Origin of the sequence: Streptomyces sp. NPDC097617 (assembly GCF_044761485.1) — a bacterium.
In the GTDB taxonomy this organism is placed as follows: domain Bacteria; phylum Actinomycetota; class Actinomycetes; order Streptomycetales; family Streptomycetaceae; genus Streptomyces.
This window is the reverse complement of record NZ_JBIWCL010000003.1, coordinates 355251-379611: the sequence shown is the minus strand read 5'-3', so window position 1 is coordinate 379611 and position 24361 is coordinate 355251. Positions and strand designations below refer to the sequence as shown.

Below are 24361 nucleotides of genomic sequence, written 5' to 3'. Positions count from 1 at the left end.
GGAATCCTCATCCGGGCCACGGTGAATGACGGGCGGCGCCCTAATGTCTCGCGGGTGCCCAAGCTCTCTGTTGTCGTGCCGTTCTACAACGTCCAGACGTACGCACCGGATGCCCTGAAGAGTCTCGAACTCAACGCCCGGGACGATTTCGAGTTCCTGCTCGTCGACGACTGCTCGACGGACGGGACGCCCGACCTGCTGGAGCGGGCGGCGCGCGAGGTCCCGGGGGCGGTGCACCTCAGACACGAGCGCAACGGCGGCCTGGCCACCGCCCGGAACACCGGTCTGGACGCGGCCCGCGGCGAGTACCTGGCCTTCCTGGACGGGGACGACTGGCTGGCGCCCGGCCACCTGGCCCGGACGCTGGCCGCCATTGAGGCCCTGAACTGCGATTTCGTCCGTACCGACCATGTCCGGTGCGACGGCCGGGTGCGGAGCGTGCAGCGCGTCCCCCACGGCCCGGATGCGGTGGTCGCCGATCCTCGCACCGCGATCCTGCCCGCCGACCGGTCCACCTCGGTGGACTACCCGTACGCATGGGCCGGCATGTACCACCGGCGGCTGCTGGACCGCGGGGTGCTGCACTTCACCGACGGACTGCGCACCGCGGAGGACCGGCCGTGGATCTGGCGGCTGCACCGGGAGGCGGCGTCCTTCGCCGCGGTGGGGCTGCCCGGCGTCTTCTACCGGCGCGGGGTGTCCACCTCGTTGACGCAAGTGGGGGACGAACGGCAGCTCGATTTCATTCGCGCATTCGATCAAGTGCTCGCGGACGTGCTCGGCGACCCGGAATCCGACCGGCTGATTCCGAAAGCCGTCCGAACCTATTGTGCAATTATCGCCCATCATTTCGGATCCATCGAAAGGTTCGAGCCGGACGTGGCCAAGAAACTCCGCCTGATGAGCACGGCCGCACTCGGCCGCATGCCGCAGGGCGTACTGGACCAGGTCCTGGACTCGATGGACGTCGAACGCTCCACCGTGCTGCGCCGCCTGCGCGGCGGCCGCCGCGCCCCGTCGGGAGCGAGCGCCTGATGCCCACCCAGATCTTCCTGGCCTCCACCCTCTACGGCGCGGCCACCCTCGCGGCGGCCATCGACGCGGGCGGCTTCCCGCCCGCCGGCCGGCGCATCCTGCTGACCAGCAACCACGCCGTCACCGCCGAGGTCTCCCCGGGGGTCGCGGACATGCCGGGCTTCGCCGCGCTGCGCTCCCGCTTCGACGAGGTCCTCGACTGGAACCGCGTCATCGAGCCGCAGCACCCGAGCACCTGGGCCCCCCGCGCGGAGGACGTCCCGATCTGGGAACGGCAGCTGCGCACCCTGTGGAACCTCGGCGAGGACCGGGTCGAGCTGATCGTGGAGTCCCTCCAGGTCCCGCCCGCCCAGACCCTGTGCCGGCTCTTCCCGGGCGCGGCCGTCGACGTCTACGCCGACGGCCTCATGAGCTACGGGCCCACCCGCTTCCGCCTCGACCCGCAGCTGGGGATGCGGGTGCGGCGGGTGCTCCACCTGGACCTGGTGCCCGGTCTGGAGCCCCTGCTGCTGACGGAGTTCGGGGCACGGGTGGAGGTGGTGCCGACGGAGCCGTTCCTCAAGGTCATCGCCGAGCTCGCCGAGCTCGCCGAGCTCGCCGAGCTCGCCGAAGCGACCGGCTCGGCCCTCCTCCTCGGCCAGTACCTCTCGGCGCTCGACCTGATGACCCCCGCCGAGGAGGAGGAGCTGCACGTCTCGATGGTCCGCGGCGCCCACGCCCTCGGCCACCGGGAGATGCTCTTCAAGCCGCACCCCGGCGCCCCGGCCGCGTACTGCCGGCGGGCTCGGGAGGAGGCAGAACGGCTCGGCGCCCGGCTGACGGTGATCGCCGCCCCGGTCCTGGCCGAGACCCTCTACCAGCGGCTGCGCCCCACACTGGTCGTCGGCTGCTTCTCCACCGGGCTGCTGACCGCCGCCACCCTGTACGGACTTCCGGTGGCCCGAACCGGCACCGGGGCGGTCCTGGCCGCCCTGACCCCGTATCCGAACAGCAACCGGGTGCCGCTGGCCCTGGTGGACGCCCTGCTCCCGGACCTCGCCGACGCGGCCGCGGTCCGTGCCTGGACGCCGCCGACCCCCGAGCAGGTCCGGGCGGAGCCGGCCGCGCTGCTCACCGCCGTCGGGTTCACCATGCAGCCGCAGATCCTGGCCGCGCGCCGGGCCGCGGCCGAGGCCTACCTGGCCGCGCACCTGACCCCGCACACCTGGCGGTACTTCACCCGCCGCCGGCTGACCTCGCTGGGTCTGCCGGGCGGCATCCCGGCGCAGCTGTCGTTCCTGCCGCGCAGCCGGACGGTGCGCCGGGCCGTACGGCGGATGGCGCGGCTGCGCCGGGCGCTCAGCTGACGGCGAGCTTGGCCGCGAAGCCGAGGAACAGCACGCCCGCCGCCGAGGTGGCCCCGGCCGACAGCCGCTTGCGGCGGCGGAAGGCCGCCGAGAGGCGGGTCCCGCCGAAGATCAGCAGCGTCAGGTACAGGAAGCTGCCCGTCTGCAGCAGTCCGCCCAGGAGCAGGAACGACAGCGCCGGGTAGGCATAGGACGGGTCCACGAACTGCACGAAGAAGGACATCAGGAAGAGGATGGCCTTCGGGTTGAGCAGGCTGATCAGCAGCGCCCGCCGGTAGGGCCGCTCGTTCTCGGCCGGGTCGGCGGGCGCGGCGGCCTCGGCCCGCTCGGCGCGCGTGCGCCACAGCTCCCGGGCGCCCCGCATCATCCCCACGGCCAGCCACGCCAGATAGCCGGCCCCGAGGAACTTCACCACGGTGAACACCAGCGGGCTCGCCCGCAGCAGCGCTCCGGCGCCCACGGCGGTCAGCAGCATGAGCACGGCGTCGCCGGTGAACACCCCGGCGGCGGCCTTGTACCCGGTGCGCACCCCGCGGCGGGCCGCCACGGAGAGCACGTAGAGGGAGTTCGGCCCCGGCAGCAGAATGATCAGCACCAGGCCGGCGAGATAGGTCGGAAGATCGGTCACACCCAGCATGGCAGGAGTGTCCCACAGGGTTGCACCTGTCCAGCCGACCGTTTCACCAGGTGGAACCGGTGGGCTCGTACGTCCCCCAGACCTCCCGCAGCGCGCCGCACACCTCCCCCACCGTGGCCCGGGCCCGCAGTGCCTCCTTCATCGGGTACAGCACGTTCGCCGTTCCCCCCGCCGCCTCCTTCAGGGCCGCGAGCGCCGCCGTCACCGCCGCCCCGCCCCGCTCCGCCCGCAGCCGGGCCAGCGCCGCGCACTGCCGTGCCTCGATCGCCGGGTCCACGCGCAGCGGCTCGTACGCGTCCTCGCGCTCCAGTGCGAAGCGGTTGACCCCGACGACCACCCGCTCCCCGCTCTCGGTCTCCTGCGCGATGCGGTAGGCGTTGTGCTCGATCTCGGCCTTCTGGAAACCGGCCTCGATCGCCGCCACCGCCCCGCCCCGGTCCTCGACCCGGCGCATCAGCTCGAGCGCCGCCGCCTCCAGTTCGTCCGTCATCCGTTCCACCGCGTAGGACCCGGCGAACGGGTCGACGGTGTGCGGCACGTCCGTCTCGTGCGCGAGGACCTGCTGGGTGCGCAGGGCGAGGCGGGCGGACTTCTCCGTCGGCAGCGCGATCGCCTCGTCGAAGGAGTTGGTGTGCAGGGACTGCGTGCCGCCCAGTACGGCGGCCAGGGCCTGGACGGCGACCCGTACGAGATTCAGTTCGGGCTGCTGCGCGGTCAGCTGGACCCCGGCCGTCTGGGTGTGGAAGCGCAGCATGAGCGACTTCGGATCGCGCGCCCCGAACTCCTCCCGCATGACACGGGCCCAGATCCGCCGGGCCGCGCGGAACTTCGCCACCTCCTCCAGCAGGGTGGTGCGGGCGACGAAGAAGAAGGAGAGCCGGGGCGCGAACTCGTCGATCACCATGCCCGCGGCCAGGGCGGTACGGACGTAGGCGATGCCGTCGGCCAGGGTGAAGGCGACCTCCTGCGCGGGCGAGGCGCCGGCTTCGGCCATGTGGTAGCCGGAGATGGAGATGGTGTTCCACCGGGGGATCTCGGCGCGGCAGTAGCGGAAGGTGTCGGCCGTCAGGCGCAGGGAGGGGGCGGGCGGGAAGATGTACGTCCCGCGCGCGATGTACTCCTTCAGCACGTCGTTCTGGACCGTCCCCGTCAGTTGCGTGCCCGAGATGCCCTGTTCCTCCGCCACCAGTTGATAGAGCAGCAGGAGCAGCGCGGCGGGCGCGTTGATCGTCATCGAGGTGGAGACCCGGTCGAGGGGAATCCCGTCGAACAGCGTCCGCATGTCGTCGATCGAGTCGACGGCGACGCCGACCTTGCCCACCTCCCCCTGGGCGAGGGGGGCGTCGGAGTCGTGTCCCATCTGCGTGGGCAGGTCGAAGGCGACGGACAGCCCGGTGCCGCCGCCCTCGATGAGCTGCCGGTAACGGGCGTTGGACTCGGTGGCCGTGCCGAAGCCGGCGTACTGCCGCATGGTCCACGGCCGACCGGTGTACATGTTCGGATAAATCCCCCGAGTGTAGGGGAAGTCGCCCGGCCGGCCGAGCGCGGCGGCCGGGTCCCACCCCGTCAGGTCGCCGGGCCCGTAGACGGGTTCGATGGGCAGTCCGCTCTCGGTGAGTGCCATGTGACGTAGTCCTCCGTAGAGCAACCGGGCCCGGGACTGATAAAGCCTCCCCGAGCCACCGCTGGGATGCCCCGGCGCGAATCGCTTCGTAAGGCTGCGGACGACTACCGGTCACAATGGCGCAACATCCCGGAGCCGTGTGCAACTGTCCGCGCGTGCGGAGCATCACCTAGATACACGACGTAGAAACCGGGGGACTGCAATGCAGCGCCAGAGATTCATAATCCGCACGATCGGGGTGGCAACCGCCGTCGCGCTCGCCGCGACCGCCTGTGGACCGCAGAAGACGGAGTCCGCCGGCTCCGCCTCCTCGGCCCCGTCCTCGCCCACGGCGGGCGCCTCCCCCGAAGCCTCCCCGTCCACCGACGACAAGCCCTCGGGCTCGCCCTCGCCGTCCGCCTCCGCGTCGGCCTCCCCGTCGGCCTCCCCTTCGCCCTCGGTGAAGCAGATCATGGCCAACGGCGACGACAGCGAGCAGGTCCGCGAGCTCCAGGCCCGGCTGAAGCAGCTCAAGCTGATGTCGGTCGCGCCGACCGGCTTCTACGGCTCGAAGACGACCGCCGCGGTCAAGTCCTTCCAGTCGAAGAACGGACTGAACGCCACCGGTTCGGTCGACGAGCCCACCTGGAAGAAGATCCAGAGCTCCAGCAAGAAGCCCACCGCCGCCGAGCTGCGCCCGCCGACCGTCAACGAGGCCGACGCGCCGGACCCGCGCTGCATGCAGGGCCGCGTCATGTGCATCAGCAAGGAGAGCCGCACCCTCGCCTGGATGATCGACGGCAAGGTCGTCTCGACGATGGACGTGCGCTTCGGCTCCGAGAACACCCCGACCCGTGAGGGCGTGTTCAACGTGGGCTGGAAGGCCAAGGAGTGGACGTCGACGATCTACCACACGCCGATGCCGTACGCGATGTTCTTCAGCGGCGGCCAGGCGGTGCACTACTCGGCCGACTTCGCGGCCCGCGGCTACGCCGGCGCCTCGCACGGCTGTGTGAACGTCCGGGACAAGGGCAAGCTGTCGGCCCTGTTCGACCAGGTGCAGGTCGGCGACAAGGTCGTCGTCTACTGGTGATGCCGCAGGGGCCAGGACCGGATCTCCGGTCCCGAGGGGCCCGCGGCAAGCAAGAAGCCCGAGGCGATGCCTCGGGCTCTTTCGGTCTACGTAATGGGCGCGGGCAGGGCCGGGGGAACGTGCCCCGCCCGCGCCGGTTGCGCAGAGCCCAGGGGTACGGGGGGAACCCCGGCTCATGCGCGGCCGATGACCAGTCGGCTCGATAGGTACTGCGCCACCGGTTCGAAAAGTGTTACAGGCAGGTCAGCACATGTATCAGCGGCCGACGTGCAGGTCGATCGAACCCCGCTGGATGGACGGCGACAGGGTCGGTGCCCGGAGCGTTCCGCCCACCGCCGGCACGTCGCTGCGCTTGCCGCCGCCGGAGCCCTCGTCCTCCTGCAGGGACTTGCAGTACGCCGGGATCCGGGTGAGGCCGTTCGCCTGGCGCGAGAGCCACTCACGGCGGTCGTCGTTGATCCGGCCCGACTTGAACTGCTCGCAGAGGTCCGCGGCCTTGAGGAGGAGCTCCCGGTCGCGGTCCTTGCCGTCCTTGCCGGCGTCCCCGCCGCCGAAGGTGTCGCGGGTCCCGTCCTTGCCGCCGATGCCGCTCTGACCGCCCTGGGCGTCCTTGTCGGCGCCACCGGTCGCCGCCGTGCCCGAGGAGGTGCCGCCGACCGCCGTGGTCCCCGGAGGCGTACGCCCGTCCGGATTCGGAGGCTGCGCCGGGTCCGGGAGGACCGTCGCATTCGAGCCGTTCGAGAGCGGGGTGGGCGTCGGCCCGGGGCGCGAGGTCGGCGCCCCGCTGCCGATGCCCGGGACCGGGTCCTCGCCGGCGCTCACCGATATCGCCGGAGCGGGTCCCGCACTGTCGTGGCCGTTCCGGTCGAGCAGCCCGGCGCCGACCGCGGCGGCCAGCCCGCCGACGGCGACACTGGCCAGAGCGGCCGCCAGGCCGAAGCTCACGGTCCGGCCGCGCCGGCCCGCGGGAGCGGGCCCGGGCGCGGGGACGATGCGGCCGAGGTCGAGCACGGGTTCGAGGAAGGCGTCGGACCCGGCGGACACGGAGGAGGGATCCGCGGCGCCGTGCGCCGTACGGAAGGCGGCCACCGCCGCGGCCTCGCCGGGAAGTTCCACGGGCAGCGGCTCGGTCACGGCGCCCAATGCGTCCAGGGCGGCGCGCAGCCGGGCCGCCTCGGTCCGGGCACGCTGATCGGCGGCCGGACCCACAGGTTCGACCGGGTCGCCGCGCAGCAGTTTTTCCGCCGCGGCTCTGTCCAGCCACCTGTTGCGCTCGTCGGCCATCACATGTCCTTCTGCGTCCGCCAACGTGAATCCGTCACACCGGTTTGCTCTACGAAGCCCCCGCCTCGGCCACGCTGTGCGGGTACGGCGTCGAGATCCCTCCCGCCCCCGCCGTCCCAGACCTGGCCACGGGCATTATGGCCGACCGGCGCGCCCGCGCCCGCGCCGGTGTCCGGGTCCGGCTCGAAGCCACCCTCCGCGCCGAGCAGCTCGGCCAGCTTCTTCAGGCCCCGATGGGCGGCGGTCCGTACGGCTCCGGGCCTCTTGCCCAGGGTCTCGGCCGCGCTCTTGGCGTCCAGCCCGACCACGACACGCAGGACGACGGCCTCGGCCTGGTCCTGCGGAAGCTGGGCTATGAGCGCCATGGTGCGGCCGGTGGAGAGGGACTCCATCGCCGCGCCCGCGGTGTCGCACTCGGCGGCCCAGCCGGTGAGCTCCGTGTCGTCGCCGCCGATCGCGGGGCGCCGACCGCGCATGCGGATGTGGTCGAGGGCGCGGTTGCGGGCTATTCGGGCGGCCCAGCCGCGGAAGCGGTCGGCGTCGCCGGTGAAGGAGTCGAGGTCGCGGGCGATCTGCAACCAGGCCTCCGAGGTCACGTCCTCCGCGTCGCCGTCCCCGACGAGCGTGCGTACGTAACCGAGCAGCCGTGGGTGCACGGCGCGGTACACAGCACGGAACGCGTTCTCGTCGCCGTCCTGTGCCGCGAGCACCGCGGCGGTCAGCTCCGCGTCGTCCCCCAGCAAAGTCCCCAACCCGTTCACTGTCCTGTACGTGTGGCGCAAATCAGCACGTTACGGCTTTCAAGTACCTCGCGTCCACGAGTGATACAACGTGCAACCAACCCTGTGCGGAGCGAGGTGTGACACAAAACGCACCCGAGGCGCTGACAGGGATACGGGCTTGTCGCACGAGCCCGTGACGGATGGCGGCCGGGGCCTCTCCTGTGGGGGGTGGCGGCCTCGGTCGCCCTCCCCCTCCCGGGGCCTTCACCATGCCTGCCCGTGGCGCTCACGTCATCCTTTCGGCTCACTTCCGGGTGAAATCCCCGAATCGGTACGACACACCCTGCCCTGCGTCGATAGCGTGGCGGTACACCCCCGCCGCGCCCCGAGGAGCCCCCTGCTGTCCAGCCACCTTCCGGCACAGGCCCCAGGGGGCATTTCCCGGACCGACCGCGCGCGAAGCTGCGACCCTTCTCACGGCTCAGGACTGACGCGGTTCAACACCCTGTCACCCGAAGCCGCCCGGGCCGTCCTCCTGCACTGCTGCGCAAGCCTGCGCTGGGCGCACCGCGTGGCGACACACCGGCCGTACCCGGATGCCGGGGCGCTGATCGCCGCCGCGGACGAAGCCTCGTACGACCTCTCGCAGAGCGACCTGACCGAGGCGCTGGCCTCGGAGTCCTCGGCGGAACTGGAGCACGGGGCCTCCTACGCGGCGCTGCTGGCCCTCGACGCGGCCCATGCGGAGTACGAACGAAAGTTCGGTCATGCCTTCGTGATCTGCCTCGACGGACACCCGCCGGAGGAGCAGGCCGACCAGCTGCTCGGCGCGATCCGCCGCAGGATGGGCCACGAGGTGGACGAGGAGCGCTCGATCTCCGCCGACGAGATGCGTCGTGTCGCCCAGTCCCGGCTCCGGGACCTGACACGCTGGCTGACGTCTCCTGATGGGCCGACTGCCACGGAAATCGGGCTATTCGCCCCTGTGGGATAGTCCGTACGTGCCTGTTTGATCACACCGATGGCCCCCGCGCAAGGGAACCGACAAAGCGTCGCTACGATGTCCGGGGCCGGAGGACCGTACCCGGCCGGGCCCGACCGACAAAGAAGCCGGCTGGCCCCCGCCCCGCTTCCGGAGGGTTTTCCGTGCCGGCTGGAACGTTGTACCGCGGCCGGGAAGGAATGTGGTCCTGGGTGGCTCATCGAGTCACCGGCGTCCTCATTTTCTTCTTCCTGTTCGTACACGTCCTCGACACCGCTCTCGTCCGCGTCTCCCCCGAGGCGTACGACGATGTCGTGGCTACCTACAAGACTCCGATCGTCGCGCTGCTGGAATACGGCCTCGTCGCCGCAATCCTGTTCCACGCGCTCAACGGTCTCCGTGTCATCGCCGTGGACTTCTGGTCCAAGGGCCCGCGCTACCAGAAGCAGATGCTCTGGACCGTCGTGGGCATCTGGATCGTGCTGATGGTCGGGGCCCTGTACCCCGTCCTGGGCCACGCCTACCTTGAACTGTTCGGGAAGTGACACGCATGTCTTCTGACACTTCTTTCGAAAAGGGCGTCGGTGGCGTCGAGGGCGTGTCCCTCTACGACGTCGAGAACCCGGCGCCCTTCATCGAGGCCCCGCGCAAGCGGACCGGCAAGACTCCGCGCTCGACCCGCGGCAACTTCGAGATGGTCGCGTGGCTCTTCATGCGCCTCTCGGGCATCGTGCTCGTCGTCCTGGTCATCGGCCACCTGCTGATCCAGCTGGTGCTCGACGGCGGCGTGTCCAAGATCGGTTTCGCCTTCGTGGCCGGCCGCTGGGCCTCCCCGTTCTGGCAGGTCTGGGACCTGCTGATGCTGTGGCTGGCCATGCTGCACGGCGCCAACGGTCTGCGTACCGTCATCAACGACTACGCGGAGCGCGCCAACACGCGGCTGTGGCTGAAGGGCCTGCTCTACACCGCCACGGTGTTCACCATCCTTCTGGGCACGCTGGTGATCTTCACCTTCGACCCGAACATCCGCTAGGCAACGGGGCTGAGGCGTAACCAATGAAGATCCACAAGTACGACACCGTCATCGTCGGCGCGGGCGGCGCGGGCATGCGCGCCGCCATCGAGTCGACGAAGCGCAGCCGCACCGCCGTGCTGACGAAGCTCTACCCGACCCGCTCCCACACGGGCGCCGCGCAGGGCGGCATGGCCGCCGCGCTGGCCAACGTGGAAGAGGACAACTGGGAGTGGCACACCTTCGACACGGTCAAGGGCGGTGACTACCTGGTCGACCAGGACGCCGCCGAGATCCTGGCGAAGGAGGCCATCGACGCGGTCCTCGACCTGGAGAAGATGGGCCTGCCGTTCAACCGCACCCCGGACGGCACCATCGACCAGCGCCGCTTCGGCGGGCACTCCCGCAACCACGGCGAGGCCCCGGTCCGCCGGTCCTGCTACGCCGCGGACCGCACCGGTCACATGATCCTCCAGACGCTCTACCAGAACTGTGTCAAGGAGGGCGTGGAGTTCTTCAACGAGTTCTACGTCCTGGACCAGCTCCTGGTCGAGGAGGACGGCGTCAAGAAGTCGGCCGGTGTGGTCGCGTACGAGCTCGCCACCGGCGAGATCCACGTGTTCCAGGCCAAGGCCGTCATCTACGCCTCCGGCGGCACCGGCAAGTTCTTCAAGGTGACCTCCAACGCGCACACCCTCACGGGTGACGGCCAGGCGGCCTGCTACCGCCGCGGCCTGCCGCTGGAGGACATGGAGTTCTTCCAGTTCCACCCGACGGGCATCTGGCGCATGGGCATCCTGCTGACGGAGGGCGCCCGCGGTGAGGGCGGCATCCTCCGCAACAAGGACGGCGAGCGCTTCATGGAGAAGTACGCGCCGGTCATGAAGGACCTCGCGTCCCGTGACGTCGTCTCGCGCTCCATCTACACCGAGATCCGTGAGGGCCGCGGCTGCGGTCCGGCCGGTGACCACGTGTACCTGGACCTGACGCACCTGCCGCCGGAGCAGCTCGACGCGAAGCTCCCGGACATCACCGAGTTCGCGCGCACCTACCTGGGCATCGAGCCGTACACGGACCCGATCCCGATCCAGCCCACCGCGCACTACGCCATGGGCGGCATCCCGACCAACGTCGAGGGTGAGGTCCTCTCGGACAACACCACCGTCGTCCCGGGCCTGTACGCGGCCGGCGAGGTCGCGTGCGTGTCGGTGCACGGCGCGAACCGCCTGGGCACCAACTCGCTGCTGGACATCAACGTCTTCGGCAAGCGCTCCGGCATCTCCGCCGCGAAGTACTCCCAGGAGAACGACTACGTCGAGCTCCCGGAGAACCCGGCGCAGCAGGTCGCCGAGCTCGTCGAGCAGCTGCGCAACTCCACGGGCAACGAGCGGGTCGCCGAGCTGCGTCTGGAGCTCCAGGAGACGATGGACGCGTGCGTGATGGTGTTCCGTACGGAGCAGACCATCAAGACCGCGGTCGAGAAGATCGCGGAGCTGCGCGAGCGCTACAAGAACGTGTCCGTCCAGGACAAGGGCAAGCGCTTCAACACGGACCTGCTGGAAGCCATCGAGCTGGGCAACCTGCTCGACCTGGCCGAGGTCATGGCCGTGTCCGCGCTGGCGCGCAAGGAGTCCCGCGGCGGTCACTACCGCGAGGACTACCCGAACCGCGACGACGTCAACTTCATGCGCCACACCATGGCGTACCGCGAGGTCGGCGCCGACGGCAAGGATTCCGTCCGGCTGGACTACAAGCCCGTCGTCGTCACCCGCTACCAGCCGATGGAGCGTAAGTACTGATGGCCACCCCGACCCTGTCCAAGACGGACAAGATGGAAGAGGCGGCCGCCGCCTCCCCCTTCATCACGGTCACGTTCCGGATCCGCCGCTTCAACCCCGAGATCTCGGACGAGTCTCAGTGGCAGGACTTCCAGATCGAGATCGACCCGAAGGAGCGCGTGCTCGACGGTCTCCACAAGATCAAGTGGGACCTCGACGGCACGCTGACGTTCCGTCGCTCGTGCGCGCACGGCATCTGCGGCTCCGACGCGATGCGGATCAACGGCAAGAACAGGCTCGCCTGCAAGACGCTGATCAAGGACATCAACCCGGAGAAGCCGATCACCGTCGAGGCCATCAAGGGCCTCACGGTGATGAAGGACCTTGTCGTCGACATGGAGCCCTTCTTCCAGGCGTACCGCGACGTCATGCCGTTCCTGGTCACCAAGGGCAACGAGCCGACGCGCGAGCGTCTGCAGTCCGCCGAGGACCGCGAGCGCTTCGACGACACCACCAAGTGCATCCTGTGCGCCGCGTGCACGTCCTCGTGCCCGGTGTTCTGGAACGACGGCCAGTACTTCGGCCCGGCGGCGATCGTCAACGCCCACCGCTTCATCTTCGACTCGCGTGACGAGGCCGGCGAGCAGCGGCTGGAGATCCTGAACGACAAGGACGGCGTGTGGCGCTGCCGCACGACCTTCAACTGCACCGACGCGTGCCCGCGTGGCATCGAGGTCACGAAGGCGATCCAGGAAGTCAAGCGCGCGCTGATCACGCGCCGCTTCTGATTTTTCGACGCCGGACTCCGTCCGTCGGCCTCGGAAGAGGCCGGTGACCGTCGAGGCCCCGCCCCCGGATCCTGTCCGTGGGCGGGGCCATCGTCGTATGAGGCGGCTTCGGTCGGCGACCCGGCCGGCAGGGGACCAACCCGGGCTGCTGGTCGTGACGCTTGTCGCGGGATGTCGCCCCCGTCGATCAGGTCAACCTGATCTCGACGGCCAGGGCCCCCAGGGCCTCTTTCCCGGCCCCGTGGACAGCCCGGTCTCCTGCGGCAAGGTCTGCGAGATGCGGATACTTCGCCCTGACCGCGATCGTCTTCTGTCCGGCGGCGACCAGCCCGCCTCTCGGCCCGCGGGTTGAGAGGGAGCTCCGCCGCCGGGCCCTCGCGGGCGGGGTCTTCGCCACCGAGGGCGGACGCCGCACCGTCGTCCACTCCCGCCTTCCGGCGAGCAGGGAACGGGAGTTGATGCGTAGGTACCTCACCGCTCCGGTCGGTGCGGCGCTCTGACCTGGGTTGGGGGACCGGGGGTACAGGGTGGTGGTGCCTGTGGAAGGATCGGCGGTATGAGCGAGCAGCAGCCGAATCCGTACACGAGCGACCCCGCCGGCCAGGGCGGTCAGCCCGGCGCGCCCGGCATGCCCGGCCAGGAGGACTACAAGTGGGGCCCCGGTGAGGCCAGTTACGGCTATCCGCAGCCCTACCCGGCGGCTCCGGCCTACCAGCCGACCATCGGCGGCGCCGGTATGCCGACCCCCGCCCACCCCATGGCCGCCCCGGTCGGTGGAGCCGGCATGTCCCTCGGCGACATCACCATCGCCGGGGACCAGATCATCACGCCTTCGGGGACGATGCCGCTCAAGGGCGCGATGTGGAACGCGACCGACTTCTCGCGCACCGAGGAGAAGATCCCGCCGCACGCGATCGTGCTCGCGATCGTCTTCTTCCTCTTCTGCCTGCTCGGCCTGCTCTTCCTGCTGATGAAGCAGAAGACCACGACGGGCTATATCCAGGTCACGGTCACGAGCGGCGGCCGCCACCACTCCTCGATGATCCCGGCGGTGGACGCGTACACCTACCAGTGGGTGATGGGGCAGCTCAACTACGCGCGGTCGATGAGCATGTGAGGGCCGGGCCGGCGGCCGGCGCGGGGCGGCCCCGGTGGACGGGAGCCGCCGAAACGCACTGGCGCGCGGCCCCCGCCCCCGCGAGGATCAGCGGATGATCATTTCTCATGATGTGGACGGCCCCGCCGACGGTCCCGTCGTTGTCCTGCTGCACTCCTCCGTGTGCGACCGGCGGATGTGGGAGCCCCAGTGGCGGCCCTTGATCGAGGCCGGGTTCCGCGTGGTCCGGCCGGACTTCCGGACCTGCGGCGACTCCCCCGCCGGCACGGCCCCGTACAGCGACGCGGGTGACGTACGGGACCTGCTGGACCACCTCGGCGCACAGCGGGCGGCCCTGGTCGGCAGCTCCTACGGCGGCCGGATCGCCCTGACGGTTGCCGCACTGCACCCGGAGCGCGTGACCTCGCTGCTCCTGCTCTGCCCCGCGCGGCCGGGCCACGAACCGACTGCGGAGCTCCGCACGTTCGGCGCCGCCGAGGACGTCTTCCTCGACGCGGGCGATCTGGCCGGAGCCGCCGAGTTCAACGCCCGCACCTGGCTCGGCCCGGACGCCGGCGCCGACGCGCACGCCCTCGTACGGGCCATGCAGCTGCGGAACCTCGAGGTCGGCCTGACCGTCACCGAGAGCCACGAGCTGCCCGAGCCCGAGGTGGACCTGGCCGCGATCACCGCCCCCACTCTGGTCGTCGGCGGGGCGCACGACCTCCTGGACTTCCGCGACATCGCCGCCGGGCTCCCCGCCCTGATCCCTGGCGCCGAGCGCCTCGAACTGCCCTGGGCGGGCCACTTCCCCTCACTGGAACGCCCCGAGGAGACCACCCGCCTGATGCTGGAGTTCCTGGCGCGCACCTGACGCGACACCGCACGAAGCCCCTGGGGATCCGCGGATTCCCAGGGGCTTCGTGCTGCCGTCGTACTGCCGTCGTACTGCCGTTGTACTGCCGTCGTACTGCCCACGACGGTTCGCTTGAACTTGTTCAAAAAGAGGCCTACAGTCATCCCTGTCAGCAAGTTTGAACACGTTCAAGGGGGCTGAGGGACATGGACCTCACCGTTGTCACGTACGTCATCTACCTGCTCATCAGCATTGCCCTCACCGTCTGGGTGGCCCGCACGCTCAGCCGCAACGGCCGCGTCTTCATCGGCGACGTCCTGCACGGCAACGAGAAGCTCGCGGACGCCGTCAACCAGCTCCTCGTGGTCGGCTTCTACCTCGTGAACATCGGCTTCGTGACCCTCTACCTCCGCTCGAGCCAGGAGATCGAAACCCCCCGGGCCCTCTTCGAGGCCCTCTCGGTCAAGCTCGGCGTGGTCCTGCTGGTGCTCGGGGTCATGCACCTCGGGAACGTGTGGGCGCTGAACAGGATGCGCCGCCGGGGGATCATGGAGCGCCAGCAGACTCCGCCCGTCGCCCCCCAGGGGTGGACCGCACCGGTCGGGGCCTGAGCCGTGCCGACCACCACCGCCGCCCCCGCCACGGCACCCGCACCCGTGCCTGCGGTCGCGCCCGTGCGCCGGCTGACCGTCCTCTACGACGCCGGCTGCCCGCTCTGCGTACACATCCGGCACTGGCTGCTCGCGCAGCGGTGGCTGGTCCCGCTCGCCCTGGTCCCCGCCGCCTCCTGGGAGGCGCACCGGCGCTTCCCCCGCCTCGACCACGCGTCGACGCTCAAGGAGATCACCGTCATCGGGGACTCGGGGCAGGTGTGGACCGGGACCGACGCCTTCATCGTGTGCCTGTGGGCACTGGCCGAACACCGGCCGAAGGCGAACTGGCTCGCCACCGCGGCCGGTCGGCCCTTCGCCCGGGCAGCGATGTACACGGCCTCCGCCTGGCGGCAGGCCGTGCGCACCGAGGGGCACCCCGAGGGGGCCGAGGGACCGGCCTGTGACGACCGGTGCTCCGTCCCCGGATAGGCTCATCCACCGTGACTGATCAGAAGGCTCCCAAGAGCGAGCAGACCCGCACGCTCATTCTCGAGACCGCGCTCCGCCTCTTCCAGGAGCGCGGCTTCGACAAGACGACGATGCGGGGTATCGCGAAGGAGGCCGGCGTCTCGGTCGGCAACGCCTACTACTACTTCGAGTCGAAGGAACACCTGGTCCAGGGGTTCTACGACCGGATCGGCGCCGCCCACCAGGCGGCGGTGCGGCCCATCCTCGACAGCGAGACCGATCTGCAGAAGCGGCTCGCGGGCGTGCTGACGAGCTGGCTGGACATCGCCGCCCCGTACCACGAGTTCGCCTCGCAGTTCTTCAAGAACGCGGCGGACCCCGAGAGCCCGCTCAGTCCGTTCTCGCCGGAATCGGAACCGGCGCGTCAGGCCGCGATCGACATCCACCGCGAGGTGCTGGCCGGTGCGAAGACCAAGGTGCCGGCCGAGCTGGCCGACGTACTGCCGGAGCTGATGTGGCTCTCGCAGATGGGCCTGGTCCTGTACTGGGTCTTCGACCGCTCCCCGAACAGCGAGAAGACGCGCGGGCTCGCCGAGCGGGGCGCGCAGCTGACGACGCGGGGCATCGTCCTGGCCCGGTTCCGGGTGCTGCGGCCGCTGGTGCGGGAAGTGCACGAACTGTTCGCGGACTTCCTGCCGGGCATGGCGCAGACGGCCACCGCGGGGGCCCGGCGCAAGGCCTCGGACCCGGACCCGAAGCCCGCGTAGCGGCTGTTACAGCCAGTCGAGTTCCCACAGGCGCCAGACGCCCGTGCCGTCGGACAGGTACTGGGCTCCGGTGACGTCCTCGCGGGACATCACGTAGTCCTTCTTCTGCCAGATCGGGACCATCGGCGCCTGCTGGGCGACCAGCTTCTGGAGCTCGCGGAAGTCGGAGGCCGCGTCGGCCCGCTCCGAGTGGGACTGGGTGCGGGTGATGAGCTCGTCCACGCGCTTGTCGGCGAAGCCGTTGTTCATGGAGGAGTCGGCGCCGACGAGCGGGGCGAGGAAGTTGTCCGCGTCCGGGAAGTCCGCGATCCAGCCGATGGTGTAGGCGTCGAACTCGCCCGCCGCGTAGGACTTCTGGAAGTCGCTCCACTGCTCGACCGGCTTGATCGTCAGCTGGAAGAGCCCGGTGGACTCCAGCTGCCGCTTGAGCTCCTCGGCCTCGGGCATGTTCGCGCCGCGCACGTTCACGCCGAGGTTGAGGTGGACGGGGGCGGTGATCCCGGCCTCCTTGAAGAGCTTCTTGGCGGTGGCCGTGTTGGGCGTCGGGTAGGCGTCGAAGAACGGCGTGCTGTGGCCGGCGATGCCCGCCGGGACCAGGGAGTACAGCGGGGTGACGGTCCCCGTGTGGACCTCGGCGGCGACCTTGGAGCGGTCGAGCACGGCGGCGACGGCCTGGCGGACGGCGAGCGGGGCCGCGGTGGAGCCGGGGCGGACGTTGAAGACGACCGAACGGATCTCGCTGCCGCCGGAGGCCTGGTAGCGGGTGTCCTTCATGCCGGGGTTGAGGCCGGCGAGCACGGACGGCGGCATGTCCCGGTGGGCGACCTCGATCTGCTGGCCCTTCCAGGCCTGGTCGAGCTGCTGCGAGTCCTTGAAGTACTTGACCGTGACGGGCGTGTGGGCGGGCTTGCCCTGGCCCTTGTAGGTGCTGTTGGGCTTGAGCTCGACGCTCGTACCGGCCTTGTACGCGGCCAGCGTGTACGGGCCCGAGCCGTCGGCCTTGCCGTCCTCGCGCAGCGCCTTCGCCGGGTACTTGTCCTTGTCGACGATCGAGGCGGCGCCCGTCGCGATCTTGAAGGGGAACGTGGCGTCGCCGGCGGAGAGGTTGAAGGTGACCGTGCGCCCCTCGGCCTTGACCGACTCCAGGGTGTTGAAGAGGGGCGCCGGCCCCTGGTCGGAGTTGATCGCCTTGATGCGGTCGAAGGAGTGCTTGACGTCCTCGGCGGTGATGGTGCGGCCGCTCGCGAACTTCACGTCGGAGCGCAGCTCGCACTGGTAGGTGGTGAGCTTCCGGCCGACGAAGGCGCAGGAGGCGGCGGCGTCCGGGACGGGGGCGTCGGAGCCGGGCTTGATGGTCAGCAGCGACTGGTAGATGTTGCTGAACAGGGCCCAGGAGCCCGCGTCGTACGCCCCGGCGGGGTCCAGCGAGGAGACGACGTCACTCGTGCCGACCCGGACGGCCCCCCGGCCGTTGCCGTCCTCGGGCAGCAACTGCCAGGCACCGGCGCCGGCTACGCCGAGGACCAGCCCGGCCGCGATTATCTTCGAGCGGACAGACCGCATCCCCTGAACCCCACCCCATGTCCCGATGACAGCGCTGCGCTGTCCGAATAACGGTCATCCCATCACGGAATATTGGCCTCCGGAAGGTCGGCCGGAGTGGGAGCTTCGGCGTTTGGGGCCGGTCAGGCGTGAAATGAGGCGAGTTCGACGACCGTGATGTCGGACGGGGCGCCCACCCGGACCGGCGGTCCCCAGGCTCCGGCTCCGCGGGACACGTAGAGCTGGGTGTCGCCGTAGCGCTCCAGGCCCGCGACGGTGGGATTGGCAAGCTCGGCCAGGTAGTTGCCGGGCCAGAGCTGGCCGCCGTGGGTGTGACCGGAGAGCTGCAGGTCGACGCCGTGGCGGACGGCGTCGTGGATGACGACGGGCTGGTGCGCGAGGAGTACGGCGGCCCGCGCACGGTCCCGGTCACCGAGGGCGGCACCGAAGTCGGGGCCCTTGCCCTCCTGCTCCCCCTGGATGTCGTTGACCCCGGCGAGGTCGAAGTGGGGCAGCTCCTTGCGGGCGTTCTCCAGCGGGGTCAGCCCCAGTTCACGGACGTGGTCGATCCACTGCTGGGCGCCGGAGAAGTACTCGTGGTTGCCGGTGACGAAGTACGAACCGTGGCGGGCGGCGAGCCGGCGCAGCGGCTCCGCGGCGTGCCCGAGGTCGGGGACGCTGCCGTCGACGAGGTCGCCGACGATGGCGATGAGGTCCGGCTGGGTGCGGTTGACGGTGTCGACGATGCGCTGGGTGTGGGCGCGGCCGAGCACCGGGCCGAGGTGGACGTCGCTGACGACGGCGATCCGGAAGCCGTGCGCCGCGCGGGGCAGTTTGGCGAGGGGGACCTGGACCCGCTTCACGCGCGGCCCGCGCAGGACCCCGTACGTCCCGGCCCCGACCGTACCGACGGCCACGGCGGCGGCCGCCCCGCCGACCGTCCGGGCGACGAACCGGCGGCGGGTCAGGCCCTCGCCGGCGCCGGGCCGCTCGGCGCCGGCGGGCCGTTCGGCCGGTTCGGACGGCCCGCCGGTACCGGGCTCCGCGGCGGTGGCCGCGGCGGCCGCGGGCGCCGCCGCGGCGGGCACCTCCACGGGCCGGAGCGCGTCGGTTACCGCCCCCGAGGGGTCGCGGTGGGCCAGACGGCGGAGCAACAGCGCGCGGATCGGCTCCGCGACCAGCATCGTCAGGGTCAGGTACAGGAGTACCGCGAGCCAGAGGTACCCGGGCCAGGCCACCGTCTGCTGGAGCCAGAAGGGGGCGCCGGCCCTGCCCGCGGTCAGCGCGGCCAGTGAGAGGAGGGGCAGGGCGATGGTCAAGGCCGTGCCGATGCGCCGGGGCGGGCGACCGGGGGCCGTGGTGTCGCGGACCAGCCGGATCCAGAGCCAGCGGTGGACCAGGACGAGCAGGGCGCAGACCGCCAGTGCGACGAGGGCGAAGATCAGGATCGTCATGCGCGGGCATCCGTTCCGGCGCTGTCCGTACGTGATTCATGACGCAGGGCCCGGACCCCGCGCAACCCGATCACTCCGACCGCCGTCCCCAGGAGAAAGGACGACACCGCGAGCGTCAGGTGCACCCAGAAGTAGGAAGTGGGATCGCCGGCCGCATCGAAGGCAAGACCACTGCCGTTCTTCCACAGGTTCCGGACGAAAGACACCCAGATGAACCAGCTCCACACTCCGAAGGCGAGCAGGAACCAGGAGGCGGTACGGCTGAGTCTCATGGCTCCAGTATCGGATTCGTCCCCAGGACGGACGCGACGGGGTGGGCTGTCCCGGGGGTGGTTGCCTCGAATTGGCCGGTCCCGAGCGCCATCCAGCTCATCGGGAGGTACTTTCACCTGCGTGTCTGCCAAGACGACCGCGCTGACGGTCCTATCCGCCGCGTTGCTGCTCCCCGCCGTACTGGTGGCTCCCGCACACGCCGCGCCGAGCCCGCCGGCCGACGGGAAGGGCCGGCCGCCCAAGGCCCCGGCGGCACCCGCACCGCCCGTCACGATGTCCACGGTCGGCGGGTCCCTGCTCGGCCAGCCGGGAACGCAGGTGAACCTGCTGCCCGGTGCGCCGGCGCTGCCGGCGAACCTCACCGGGCGGTCGTGGATCGTGGCGGACGCCGAGTCCGGCGAGGTGCTGGCCGCGCACAACGCGCACTGGCGGCTGCCCCCGGCCTCGACCATGAAGATGCTCTTCGCGGACACCGTGCTGCCGGGCCTGCCCAAGGACCAGGTCCACAAGGTCACCGAGGCGGACATGGAGGGCGTCGGCCAGGGCAGCAGCCTGGTCGGGGTCAAGGAGGACCACGAGTACTCCGTCCACGACCTGTGGCTCGGGGTGTTCCTGCGGTCGGGGAACGACGCCGTGCATGTACTTTCGGCCATGAACGGCGGCGTCGAGAAGACCGTCAAGGACATGCAGGCCCACGCCGAGGAGCTGCAGGCCCTCGACACCCACGTGGTGTCCCCCGACGGGTACGACGCCCCGGAGCAGGTGTCGAGCGCGTACGACCTGACGCTCATCGCCCGCTCGGGACTGCAGAAGCAGGACTTCCGGGAGTACTGCGGCACGGCGAGCGCGAAGTTCCCCGGCCTCCAGGAGCCCGGGAAGCCGCGCGACTCCTTCGAGATCCAGAACACCAACCGGCTGATGACCGGCGCGGGCGGGCTCTCCCCCTACAAGGGCATCGCCGGGGTGAAGAACGGCAACACCACCATGGCCGGCTCCACCTTCACCGGCGCCGCGCAGCAGGGCTCCAAGAAGCTGCTGGTCACGGTGATGAACCCGGACGGGGGCGGCGCGAACGAGGTCTACGAGGAGACCGCCGCGCTCTTCGACTGGGGGTTCTCCGCGGCCGGCAAGGTCAAGCCGGTGGGTGAGCTGGTGCCGCCGAAGAGCGAGGACACCACCTCGCACGGCTCCCCGGCCCAGTCGCACGAGAACAACCCGTCGGCGGGCGGCAAGGGCGGCGGCGCGGGCACCGCGCTGGGTGTCGCGGGCGGCGCGCTGGCCGTGCTGGCGGGCGGCGCCTTCGTGATCAACCGCCGCTGGCCCCGCGGCCGCCGCGGCCGGGGCGAAGAGCTGGTCTGAGCCCCCTCGACACGGGAGCAGCGCCCCTCCACCGCCACCACCGCCCCCCGGCCGCACCACCGGCCGGGGGGCGGTCGTAGGTCGTGGTCCGGGGTGGGCGGTCGGCCTAGCCGGGTTCCCGGGCCGGCGCCACCTATCAACTCAAAGGTTCTGCACAGGACTTCGGCACGGTTTGCTCACTCCCGTCGGCAAGGAGCCTTCGGGAAGGGGGTCCTCCCATGCGGAGGAGAGGGTCGGCCGCCGTCATGGCGTCCTGTGCGGTCCTGGAGGCGAACCCCGTCGAGCAGGGCATCGTCATCCGTACGGGGGTCGGATGGACGGCGGCGGGCGGCGCACCGGCCGGGCAGCGACTCACCGCGCCCGCGGTCGAGCGCCGCACGTACACCTGGCCGGAGGGCGACGCGACCGGCGGCGTGAGGACCCCGTGCTGACCACCGCCCGGCGGGGCTGGATCGCCGCCGCCTCCCTCGCGGCCTGCGGCGCGCTGCTCACCGTGGCGGCCTGGACCGGCCTCCCGCGGGACGACGCCGGCCGGCGGGCCCCGGTGCGCGCGGTGGACACCGCCGAGCTGGAGCTGCTGCACACCGCCGGAGAGCTGCTCGTACAGGACTGCATGCGGGCGCAAGGATTCTCGTACTGGCCGGTCCCGCGTGTGCCGCACCCGGACTACCGGGACTTCCCGTACGGGGTGGACGACGCGGACTGGGCCCGCGGCCACGGCTTCGGGCGGGGGATCGAGCGGCTGCTGGACGAGCAGGCGGCCTCGGGCCCGGCCGGGCAGTACGTACGCGGCCTCTCCGACGGGCAGCGCGACGCCATGGGCGCGGCCCTTCTGGGGCCGGAGTCCAAGGGGCTGGAGGTCCGCAGCCCGCTCGGCGGCACCCTCAGCCACAGCGACCGGGGCTGCGTCACCGAGTCCTGGCGAACGCTCTACGGGGACGCGCGGGCCTGGTACAGCTCCAGCGAGACGGCGAACCAGCTGACCGCGGTGCGCACCGGGAGGGTCAACCAGGACCCCGCCTTCGGGAGGGCGCTGGCCGCGTGGAGCGAGTGCGTCGGCGGGCGCGGCTTCCCGGCGGCGCACCCGGTGCGCCAGCGCGAGGAGCAACTGGCGCGGACCGGTCCCGGGGCCGAGGCGCAGGACGTGCCGATGGCGACCGCCCAGGCCGAGTGCGCCCGCTCGACCGGCCTCGCCGACACCACGCGGGACCTGCACGAACGCCTTTCGGAGCGGATCCGCGCCGAGAACGGGGCCGTCTTCGACGCCATGCGGCGGATGCAGGTGGCGGCCCTGCCCACAGCTCGCGATGTGGTCGCCCGGCATTCCGGGAGCTGACATCGCGTACCGCCGACCGGCGGTGAACCACGCACGGTACAAAAACTGGGAGGGAACCCCATGAACAAGCTCAGGACGCTCCTCGCGGGTCTCGCGATCGCCGGCGGCGCGGTGGTGGCCGTTCCGACCACCGCCCAGGCCGACGGCGGCTGCGGCTCCGGCAACTTCTGCGCCTACTCGGACGACCACAACTACCTCTACCAGGAGGGCGGCAACTCGTCCTCGTGGCCGAGCCAGGTCAAGAACAAGGTCGACTGGGTCCGCAACTCCGGCGTCGCCGTCGGCCGCCACCACGTCAACATCTACTGGGGTGACGACAACTCCGGCGCCTACGCCTGCATCGGCTACGGCACGGAGTGGAACCTGCGCAACAACGCGAACAAGTTCAGCTGGACCCGCAACGGGGACAACCGCGGCCTGGGCGAGAACGTCCACGACAACTCCGCCTCGCACCGCTGGGTGTACGGCTGCGGCAACGGCACCTGGTAGTCGGTCCCGGTCAGGCGGCCGAGGGGGAGCCCGGCGCCGGGGTCGCGGGCGTGGGCGCGGGCGCGGGCGCGGCCGGAGGGTCCTGGGCGGGGTCCGCCTCGGGGGCCTCCGCGCCGTCGCCGTCCGCGTCGTCGCGGGTGGCCGTCCAGGAGGCCACGAACAGCAGCAGTTTCGCCGTGAAGTTGATCCAGAGCAGCAGGGCGATCGGCACGCCGAAGGCCCCGTACATGCTCTTCGCGGCGACCTCCCGCATATAGCCGCTGAGCAGCAGCTTCAGCAGTTCGAAGCCGGCCGCGCCGATCAGGGCCGCCTGGATCAGGCGGCCGCGCGGCGGTTCGACGCCCGGGAGCAGGGTCAGGACGTAGAGCAGCAGCAGGAAGGCGGCCGCGACGCCGACGAGGAAGGCGAAGGTGCGCAGCAGCGCGCCGCCCGCCCCCTCGCGCGAAATGCCCAGCCAGTCGGCGGACTTCCCGACCGCGCTGGATCCGAGGATGGAGGCGGCGGCAGAGGCCAGGCCCACCCCGCCGAGGCCGAGCAGGACGAGGGTGTCCTTGCCCTTGCGGGCGAACGGGTTCCCGTCGTCCTCGTCGTCCTTCTCCCAGACCGCGCGCAGGCAGTCCCGCATGGAGCCGACCCAGCCGATGCCGGTGATCAGCAGGATGGCGCCGGCGACGAGGCCGACCGTGCCGGCGTTGGCGACGAGTCCTTCGATGTTGAGCTGGTCGGAAATGCCGGGGACCTGTTCGGAGAGGTTCTTCTCCAGCCGGTCGAGCTGTTCGGGGCTGAGCAGCGCGGCGCCGACCGCGGCGGCCACGGTGATCAGCGGGAAGAGCGCGAGGAAGCTGATGAAGGTGATCGCGGCGGCGAGGCGGGTCCAGTGCACGCGGTCGAGGCGTTGGTACGAACGCCACGCGTGCGTCCGCATCAGACGGGACACGAGCGGCCCGATCACCGGGAGTTTCGTCAGCCAGTCCATGGGGTCACCGTAATTCAGCTGCCGGAAATAGCCGGGATTGTCGCTCGCGGCGGCTACGGTCGTCGATTGTGACTTTTCCCGAAGCGCGCCCCACGGGTCGCCCGTTCCACACCCTTGTCCTGCGGAGGCTGAGATTCCGCGCCCGGCGCATCGCCCGGCTTCCCCTGCCCTTGTCCCTGCCCCTGCGCCCGCTCCGTCAGGACGGAGGTACGGTCGCCCCGGGGGCGCCGGCCGTTCCGGCCGCCTGGCCGGCGGGTGAGCCCGCCTGCGCCGGGACGCAGGTGGGTCCGCTCCCGAACGGGTACTCGCGCAGCTTGCGCCAGACCCCGTCCGAGCCCTGCTCGTAGAGCGCGAAGCCCTCGCAGATCCACTCGGCGGCGTAGTCGGCGAGGGACGTGAAGGCGAGGTCCATCGCCTCCTCGGAGATCCCGTGGGCGATCGTGACGTGCGGGTGGTACGGGAACGCCAGCTCGCGCCTGAGCGGCCCGTGGGGGTCGCGGACCTCGCTCTGGAGGCGGGTGCAGCCCCCGGCCCCGTCGGCGATCTTGACGAAGACGACCGGCGAGACGGGACGGAAGGTCCCCGTTCCGCCCAGCCGCATCCGGAAGGACCGGAAGGCGGCCGCGACCGCGATCAGGTGGGCCCTGATCGCGGGGAGGCGGTCCGCCTCCACCTCGGTGGGCGGGACGAGGGTGACATGCGTGGGGATACCGTGCGCGGCGGCGTCCCCGAAGCCCGCGCGCAGCTCCTGGAGCCGGCTGCCGTACGGCTCCGGGACCGCGATCGAAACGCCGAGCGTTACGGTCCCCACGTATCTCTCCTCCGCTTGTGATTGTGGACTGCTGCCGTCCCAGTGTGGCGGCAGCACCCCC

At 71.0% G+C, this 24361-nt stretch carries 26 protein-coding genes; 17 read left to right on the top strand and 9 right to left on the bottom strand.

Going from position 1 to position 24361, the window contains the following annotated elements:
* The first annotated feature begins 54 nt into the window (after nt 1-54).
* Together ACIQZO_RS08150 and ACIQZO_RS08145 are read left to right on the top strand one after the other, a co-directional pair.
* Entirely contained in the window at nt 55-1035 is a 981-nt protein-coding gene (locus ACIQZO_RS08150; RefSeq protein WP_403621829.1) for a glycosyltransferase family 2 protein, read from the top strand.
* Complete coding sequence (locus tag ACIQZO_RS08145) at nt 1035-2381, top strand: polysialyltransferase family glycosyltransferase (RefSeq protein ID WP_403621826.1); 1347 nt, start codon at nt 1035-1037, stop codon at nt 2379-2381. The genes ACIQZO_RS08150 and ACIQZO_RS08145 overlap by 1 nt, the downstream gene beginning before the upstream one ends.
* On the opposite strand, the gene leuE is transcribed toward ACIQZO_RS08145, so the two are convergent.
* Together leuE and ACIQZO_RS08135 are read right to left on the bottom strand one after the other, a co-directional pair.
* Complete coding sequence (gene leuE / locus ACIQZO_RS08140) at nt 2374-3018, bottom strand: leucine efflux protein LeuE (protein ID WP_403621823.1); 645 nt, start codon at nt 3016-3018, stop codon at nt 2374-2376. The genes ACIQZO_RS08145 and leuE overlap by 8 nt on opposite strands.
* 43 nt (nt 3019-3061) lie before the next feature.
* The gene (locus ACIQZO_RS08135; protein WP_403621820.1) at nt 3062-4642 is read right to left on the bottom strand and encodes a methylmalonyl-CoA mutase; all 1581 of its coding nucleotides are present in this window, start codon (nt 4640-4642) and stop codon (nt 3062-3064) included.
* A gap of 202 nt (nt 4643-4844) precedes the next feature.
* Here ACIQZO_RS08135 and ACIQZO_RS08130 point away from each other — a divergent pair, with 202 nt between their 5' ends.
* Nucleotides 4845-5714, top strand: a complete 870-nt coding sequence (locus ACIQZO_RS08130) for a peptidoglycan-binding protein (protein ID WP_403621817.1) — start codon at nt 4845-4847, stop codon at nt 5712-5714.
* A 255-nt stretch (nt 5715-5969) separates the two neighbouring features.
* Here the strand turns inward: ACIQZO_RS08130 and ACIQZO_RS08125 are convergent, their stop codons facing one another.
* Complete coding sequence (locus ACIQZO_RS08125; RefSeq protein WP_403621815.1) at nt 5970-6998, bottom strand: hypothetical protein; 1029 nt, start codon at nt 6996-6998, stop codon at nt 5970-5972.
* Nucleotides 6998-7741 (bottom strand): RNA polymerase sigma factor, encoded by a 744-nt coding sequence (locus ACIQZO_RS08120; protein WP_403622131.1) that lies wholly within the window; start codon nt 7739-7741, stop codon nt 6998-7000. The genes ACIQZO_RS08125 and ACIQZO_RS08120 overlap by 1 nt, the downstream gene beginning before the upstream one ends.
* A gap of 88 nt (nt 7742-7829) precedes the next feature.
* Here ACIQZO_RS08120 and ACIQZO_RS08115 point away from each other — a divergent pair, with 88 nt between their 5' ends.
* The 10 genes from ACIQZO_RS08115 (at nt 7830) to ACIQZO_RS08070 (ending at nt 16060) form a co-directional block, all read left to right on the top strand.
* On the top strand, nt 7830-8714 hold the full coding sequence (locus ACIQZO_RS08115) for a 2-oxo-4-hydroxy-4-carboxy-5-ureidoimidazoline decarboxylase (RefSeq protein ID WP_403621812.1): 885 nt from the start codon (nt 7830-7832) through the stop codon (nt 8712-8714).
* 152 nt (nt 8715-8866) lie between these two features.
* Nucleotides 8867-9247 (top strand): succinate dehydrogenase, cytochrome b556 subunit, encoded by a 381-nt coding sequence (gene sdhC, locus ACIQZO_RS08110; RefSeq protein ID WP_078892868.1) that lies wholly within the window; start codon nt 8867-8869, stop codon nt 9245-9247.
* Between the two features lie 5 nt (nt 9248-9252).
* Nucleotides 9253-9735, top strand: a complete 483-nt coding sequence (locus ACIQZO_RS08105; RefSeq protein WP_403621809.1) for a succinate dehydrogenase hydrophobic membrane anchor subunit — start codon at nt 9253-9255, stop codon at nt 9733-9735.
* 23 nt (nt 9736-9758) lie between these two features.
* A complete protein-coding gene (sdhA, locus tag ACIQZO_RS08100) occupies nt 9759-11513 on the top strand; it encodes a succinate dehydrogenase flavoprotein subunit (RefSeq protein WP_403621806.1) in 1755 nt (584 codons plus the stop codon).
* Nucleotides 11513-12280, top strand: coding sequence for a succinate dehydrogenase iron-sulfur subunit (locus ACIQZO_RS08095; RefSeq protein ID WP_403621804.1), 768 nt, complete (start codon nt 11513-11515; stop codon nt 12278-12280). Before sdhA ends, ACIQZO_RS08095 begins: the two co-directional genes overlap by 1 nt.
* Before the next feature lie 556 nt (nt 12281-12836).
* The gene (locus tag ACIQZO_RS08090) at nt 12837-13397 is read left to right on the top strand and encodes a hypothetical protein (RefSeq protein ID WP_403621801.1); all 561 of its coding nucleotides are present in this window, start codon (nt 12837-12839) and stop codon (nt 13395-13397) included.
* Between the two features lie 94 nt (nt 13398-13491).
* Nucleotides 13492-14250: an alpha/beta fold hydrolase gene (locus tag ACIQZO_RS08085; RefSeq protein WP_403621798.1), complete on the top strand. Its 759-nt coding sequence runs from the start codon at nt 13492-13494 to the stop codon at nt 14248-14250.
* Between the two features lie 188 nt (nt 14251-14438).
* Nucleotides 14439-14843, top strand: a complete 405-nt coding sequence (locus ACIQZO_RS08080) for a hypothetical protein (RefSeq protein WP_189970421.1) — start codon at nt 14439-14441, stop codon at nt 14841-14843.
* A gap of 3 nt (nt 14844-14846) precedes the next feature.
* Nucleotides 14847-15314, top strand: coding sequence for a thiol-disulfide oxidoreductase DCC family protein (locus ACIQZO_RS08075; RefSeq protein WP_403621795.1), 468 nt, complete (start codon nt 14847-14849; stop codon nt 15312-15314).
* A gap of 11 nt (nt 15315-15325) precedes the next feature.
* Nucleotides 15326-16060 (top strand): TetR family transcriptional regulator, encoded by a 735-nt coding sequence (locus ACIQZO_RS08070; protein ID WP_403621793.1) that lies wholly within the window; start codon nt 15326-15328, stop codon nt 16058-16060.
* 6 nt (nt 16061-16066) lie between these two features.
* On the opposite strand, the gene ACIQZO_RS08065 is transcribed toward ACIQZO_RS08070, so the two are convergent.
* The 3 genes from ACIQZO_RS08065 to ACIQZO_RS08055 all read right to left on the bottom strand — a co-directional run bounded on the left by ACIQZO_RS08065 (nt 16067) and on the right by ACIQZO_RS08055 (nt 19328).
* Nucleotides 16067-17623: an ABC transporter substrate-binding protein gene (locus tag ACIQZO_RS08065; RefSeq protein WP_403621790.1), complete on the bottom strand. Its 1557-nt coding sequence runs from the start codon at nt 17621-17623 to the stop codon at nt 16067-16069.
* A 122-nt stretch (nt 17624-17745) separates the two neighbouring features.
* Nucleotides 17746-19056: a metallophosphoesterase gene (locus ACIQZO_RS08060; protein ID WP_403621788.1), complete on the bottom strand. Its 1311-nt coding sequence runs from the start codon at nt 19054-19056 to the stop codon at nt 17746-17748.
* The gene (locus ACIQZO_RS08055) at nt 19053-19328 is read right to left on the bottom strand and encodes an SCO4848 family membrane protein (protein ID WP_403621785.1); all 276 of its coding nucleotides are present in this window, start codon (nt 19326-19328) and stop codon (nt 19053-19055) included. The genes ACIQZO_RS08060 and ACIQZO_RS08055 overlap by 4 nt, the downstream gene beginning before the upstream one ends.
* Nucleotides 19329-19449: 121 nt before the next feature.
* Here ACIQZO_RS08055 and ACIQZO_RS08050 point away from each other — a divergent pair, with 121 nt between their 5' ends.
* The 4 genes from ACIQZO_RS08050 to ACIQZO_RS08035 all read left to right on the top strand — a co-directional run bounded on the left by ACIQZO_RS08050 (nt 19450) and on the right by ACIQZO_RS08035 (nt 22513).
* A complete protein-coding gene (locus ACIQZO_RS08050) occupies nt 19450-20688 on the top strand; it encodes a D-alanyl-D-alanine carboxypeptidase family protein (RefSeq protein WP_403621782.1) in 1239 nt (412 codons plus the stop codon).
* Nucleotides 20689-20906: 218 nt separating this feature from the next.
* Entirely contained in the window at nt 20907-21119 is a 213-nt protein-coding gene (locus ACIQZO_RS08045; RefSeq protein ID WP_403621778.1) for a hypothetical protein, read from the top strand.
* A complete protein-coding gene (locus tag ACIQZO_RS08040; RefSeq protein WP_403621775.1) occupies nt 21113-22024 on the top strand; it encodes a hypothetical protein in 912 nt (303 codons plus the stop codon). Before ACIQZO_RS08045 ends, ACIQZO_RS08040 begins: the two co-directional genes overlap by 7 nt.
* A gap of 60 nt (nt 22025-22084) precedes the next feature.
* Complete coding sequence (locus ACIQZO_RS08035; RefSeq protein ID WP_403621772.1) at nt 22085-22513, top strand: hypothetical protein; 429 nt, start codon at nt 22085-22087, stop codon at nt 22511-22513.
* A gap of 10 nt (nt 22514-22523) precedes the next feature.
* On the opposite strand, the gene ACIQZO_RS08030 is transcribed toward ACIQZO_RS08035, so the two are convergent.
* Nucleotides 22524-23489, bottom strand: coding sequence for a YihY/virulence factor BrkB family protein (locus ACIQZO_RS08030; RefSeq protein ID WP_403621769.1), 966 nt, complete (start codon nt 23487-23489; stop codon nt 22524-22526).
* Nucleotides 23490-23685: 196 nt separating this feature from the next.
* Complete coding sequence (locus ACIQZO_RS08025; RefSeq protein WP_403621766.1) at nt 23686-24300, bottom strand: 2'-5' RNA ligase family protein; 615 nt, start codon at nt 24298-24300, stop codon at nt 23686-23688.
* Nucleotides 24301-24361: the final 61 nt, after the last annotated feature.